Source organism: Microbacterium sp. AR7-10 (assembly GCF_001878835.1).
GTDB lineage: Bacteria > Actinomycetota > Actinomycetes > Actinomycetales > Microbacteriaceae > Microbacterium > Microbacterium commune.
Map to the genome: position 1 here is coordinate 1 of NZ_MJIR01000020.1, position 707 is coordinate 707.

At 71.4% G+C, this 707-nt stretch carries 2 protein-coding genes; one reads left to right on the forward strand and one right to left on the reverse strand.

Going from position 1 to position 707, the window contains the following annotated elements:
• Window positions 1–24: 24 nt before the first annotated feature.
• Entirely contained in the window at window positions 25–426 is a 402-nt protein-coding gene (locus BFN01_RS01030) for an aminotransferase class V-fold PLP-dependent enzyme (protein WP_083428565.1), read from the reverse strand.
• Window positions 427–524: 98 nt separating this feature from the next.
• On the opposite strand from BFN01_RS01030, the gene BFN01_RS01035 reads away from it, so the two are divergent.
• On the forward strand, window positions 525–707 hold a 183-nt coding region (locus BFN01_RS01035; protein ID WP_143187113.1), incomplete at its 3' end, for a hypothetical protein.

Genomic DNA, 707 nt, shown 5'->3' on the forward strand with positions numbered 1-707 from the left:
AGCAGAAGACGGCATACAAAATTACTACGCGTCTCGTGGGCTCGGAGATGTGTATAAGAGACAGTCCACCGGCACCGGGCGCACCACGGCTCCCTCCCGCGCCAGGGCCGCGACCGTGTCCGTCGTGGCGTGATGCTCGGCATCCGGCAGCACGATCGCCGCAGCCTCTGCGGTGCGGGCACCCCACAGACCGCGCAGGGCGGTGTTGATCGACTCCGTGCCGCCGGACGTGAACACGACCTCGATCGGATCGCAGCCGACGACCGCGGCAGCGCGCTCCCGCGAGTCCTCGAGCAGACGACGCGCGGCCTGGCCGGCGCCGTGGGTCGACGAGGCGTTGCCGACGATCTCGGACGCCGCGAGCCAGGCGTCGCGTGCACCGGGGCGCAGCGGGGTCGTCGCCGCGTGATCGAGGTAGTGCCGCATCACCCCATCCTCCCACCGCGCCGGCGGCGGGACTGAGGATCACGGCCTCGGAGACGCAGATTCACCGCCGGGAGGTCTGCACGCCTAGGCTGGTGCGCATGCCCGCTCTGCCCGCATCACCCCTCGGCGGCGACGCTCTCGACCACCTCGGCGTGCGCCTGCACGAGGGCGGCGGGACGCTGCGCGTCTGGTCTCGGAACGCGTCGTCCGTCGAGCTCGTCGTCTTCGACGAGGACGACCTCGACTGGGAGACGGCCACGCTGCCGCTCGAGCGGCAGACC

Coding starts and splice junctions, on each gene's coding strand:
- BFN01_RS01030 (WP_083428565.1), bottom strand. CDS start 426: ATGCGGCACTACCTCGATCACGCGGCGACGACCCCGCTGCGCCCCGGT.